Origin of the sequence: Methanospirillum hungatei (assembly GCF_020216685.1) — an archaeon.
In the GTDB taxonomy this organism is placed as follows: Archaea; Halobacteriota; Methanomicrobia; order Methanomicrobiales; family Methanospirillaceae; genus Methanospirillum; species Methanospirillum hungatei_B.
Window position 1 is genome coordinate 1 of the sequence record NZ_JAIWNS010000284.1, and the last position, 3,494, is coordinate 3,494.

The following is a 3,494-nucleotide window of genomic DNA, read 5'->3' on the forward strand; positions in this document are numbered from 1 at the left end:
GCTGATGTACGATATGGCATGATCCCTTTTTGTCCGAATGTGGGATTTTTTGGAGCATTATCCTCAATGAAGTACTGGGCCTCTATTCTTTCAGGGCCTTTGAGAGAAGGATGGAGGAATGATCTCTGATGACCGGAGTTATAGATCCTGACATCCTAACCGGAATGATACTGGGTGCTGAGGGTATTCCAGATATTATGGTAATTTTAAACGGTCCGACCGGATGTAAATTTTACCATGGGCATATTGCACATCTCAAGAGGAACGATTCTGATATTTCTAATCCATATCTTCGCCCTGAACCATGGTTTTTCGGACAATCACGAATTCCTTGTACGTATCTTGACGATCAGGATTACATCTTTGGCACTCAGGATAAACTTAAAGAGATCCTGACCTACATGAAAACCCGGTGGAGCGGTCTTATCGTCCTTATCAACGCTCCTGGTGCTTCACTCATCGGAGATGATCTAAAAAAATTAATTACTATTTTGGAGTTGGAAGAAAGATGTATTCCTGTTGAAATACCTGGATATTCACTTTCAGCACCTACCGGAGTTGACAGAATACTGGTCAGGATTCTTGAACATTTACACCCTTCAGGTAAACCTGTTCATAAAGTAAATCTTATCGGCTTATCGATTCTTCAGCGATATTGTGAAGGAACAAAAAAAGAATTATCATATCTCCTTGAAAAATCAGGAATCTCCGTCCTTTCAACTCCGGGAGCAGGATCAGACACTGAAAACCTCATTGCATCATCCGGAGCATCCCTCAATGCCATAGTATTTCCAGAATATGCAATTGAAACTGCAAATTATTATGCAAATTCCTATAAAATCCCTTTTATTTTTCCAAAAGATGGGGCCCCGGTAGGCTTTGATGCAACAAAATCCTGGATTATGGATATCTGCAGGGCTTTTGGGACTGATACTAATTTTTTAATTCAAGAGATTCATTCTGCAAAAAAAACCGCTGCGAGAAGTATTGCCCGTTTAAATGCAGTATCAGGCATTCCCCGTGGTTCGAGATTTGCTATACGAGCGGAAAGTTCCTTTGTACTTCCATTAGTAAAATGGCTCTATACATACCTTGGTATGATCCCTGTAGGAATAGACCTTACCGATGGCTCATGCCAGGTATATTCTGACGAACTCAGGCTTTTCCTTCAGGAGAATCATCTTATTCAGTACCTGGGGATTTTTCCTGGAAAAGACCCGGATATTATTTTTACTGATGGGGCAACAGGCAATCTGATGAAAAATCAAGGTATTTGCAGAGGGTATGTTGATATTTCTCATCCACCATCTGGAAAAATTGAAATAATACCGAAAACGATATTTGGAATTTCAGGTTCACTTATGCTTATTGAAGAAATCATAAATATTCTACGTTGATATTCTTTTTTGAGGATCTGTCGAAGATTCAAGGTTACTCTCAATTGATAAGTATATAGATTGGAGTAATCCGAGTGTTTCTTCATCAGGACACCACATTCCGCGATCCACTGCTTCAAGTAATCTGCCAGACATATGCCTGAGTGCATACGGATTATCTTCCAATAACCATTCCCGACAGGAATCATTAAAGAGAAATGTTTCAGCCAGTGACTGGTACTGCCATTCTTCAAGGACATCAGCAGTAGCATCCCATCCAAAAGCAAAATCAAAAAGGGAAGTTAATTCCTGTGCTCCCCGATATCGGTGAGGTTTCAGACCTTCCAACCATTTTGGATTCTCAATACGACTTCTAAACAGAAATTTACTTTCTTCCTCGATCGTTCGGATGACGGGTTTGTCAGGATCAGAACTATCTCCCACAAACGAAACAGGATCTTTTTCGCCATACGCTTTGGTAACTGCTATCATACCACCATGATACATAAAATCATCATCATTATCTAATATATCAAGTTCTCGTGAATTGTGGTTTTTTACCGTTACATCTAGGTTAGAGAGAAGAGTCCGGAAAAGATCCTTCATTGCCTCCCCCTTATACTTGCGCCCATATACATGACCGCCCCAGTCCAGATATGTATCTGCAAGATCCTGCCTTATTTCCCATCCGGATGAAATAATTTTATCTGCAACTCCTGCTCCATACGTCCCAGGAGGACAGCCAAAAATCCTGATCAATGCCCGAGATCTGGCCTCTTCAGGCCCCATTCCATTTTTCAGCGATTCAAGCAGCGATTTACGAAGATGAGATGCAAGATAATTCTCTTCGTCCTTTTCATCGAGGGTTGCAATCATCTCAACTCCTTCATCAATCAATTCGACCAGACCCGGGAAAACATCACGAAAGAGGCCGGTTATCCGAAGAGTTACATCTATTCGTGGCCTTTTCAGATCAGATAATGGAATAATTTCAAGACCCGTTACTCTTCCCCCATATGTTGACCAAAGAGGACGAAGACCCATAAGCCAGAGAAGGTACGCAATATCATCCCCTCCGGTTTTCATACTGTCGGTCGCAAAAATAACAATTCCAACATTTTCAGGATAAACACCTTCATCCCTGACATACCGTTCAATCATCTGATCAGCCATTTTTTTTCCAATGGCAAAAGCAGCAGGTGTCGGGATTATGGCCGGGTCAATAGAGTAAAAATTCCTGCCCGTGGGGAGTATATGGGCATTTCCCCTGGTTGGAGGACCTGATGGACCAGGAGGAACATACCTGCCATTGAGCCCTGCGAGCAGGTTATTCATCTCATCAGTGGTCTGTTCAAGGTTAGGGACAATATTTGTACAAATCTGATGAAGTGTTTTGTTCAGATCTGAATCATTGCATAAATCCCGAGTAATATCAGGGATTTTATCAGGATTACATCCTATTGCAATAATACTTCGGATTAAATCAAATGAAAGTGTATCGATATCATCGAGTAATGCACCATTCGGTTTTTGGAAAAACTCGTTCCAACCAGAAGGATTTTCCTGTAGCTCGGAAAGTAGAAGGCCCATAGATTTCCCAATGGATTCACGAAGTGAGGGTATTGTTCCATTTTTCATTCGTGTCAGGGCGTAGAGCATTTCTGAAAATCTCTCTCCCTGGGGGGATAAACCGAAAATATGAAGGCCATCTTTTATTAAAGAATCCCTGGCAGTACATAGGTAATCATATAGTGATCCCAGCGATCCTGCCAGGTTTTCCGGAGTTGACAGAGAGATCTGAAGATCAGAAGCAAGATTTGTCTCTTCAACTAATCGTGTTATCTCTTTAAGAATTTCCAAAGCCTTTACATCATCACGGTTCTTTTCTGCACGGAAATAATCCTGAATAAATATCGTAAGATCCTCAAGATTACCATATCCTCCTGCACGAGTCATGGCCGGGATGAGGTGATCCAGGATAACGGCTGAAGATCGTCGTTTAGCCTGTATCCCTTCCCCTGGATTATCTATAATATATGGATACAGGTGTGGAATATCTTCAATCATCAAATCCGGATAACATGTTGATGACAGCCCCACACTTTTGCCTGGAAGCCA

Annotated in this window: 2 protein-coding genes; one reads left to right on the forward strand and one right to left on the reverse strand. The window is 41.5% G+C overall.

All coding sequences use genetic code 11. The features are described 5' to 3' along the window. Nucleotides 1–128: 128 nt before the first annotated feature. Nucleotides 129–1,397 (forward strand): nitrogenase component 1, encoded by a 1,269-nt coding sequence (locus tag LDL35_RS14995; protein WP_304023971.1) that lies wholly within the window; start codon nt 129–131, stop codon nt 1,395–1,397. On the opposite strand, the gene LDL35_RS15000 is transcribed toward LDL35_RS14995, so the two are convergent. Beyond that, on the reverse strand, nt 1,389–3,494 hold a 2,106-nt coding region (locus LDL35_RS15000), incomplete at its 5' end, for a cobaltochelatase subunit CobN (RefSeq protein WP_304023974.1). The genes LDL35_RS14995 and LDL35_RS15000 overlap by 9 nt on opposite strands.

Excerpts from the sequence above, each read along its gene's own strand:
- LDL35_RS14995 (WP_304023971.1), top strand. The coding sequence starts at position 129 with ATGACCGGAGTTATAGATCCTGACATCCTAACCGGAATGATACTGGGT.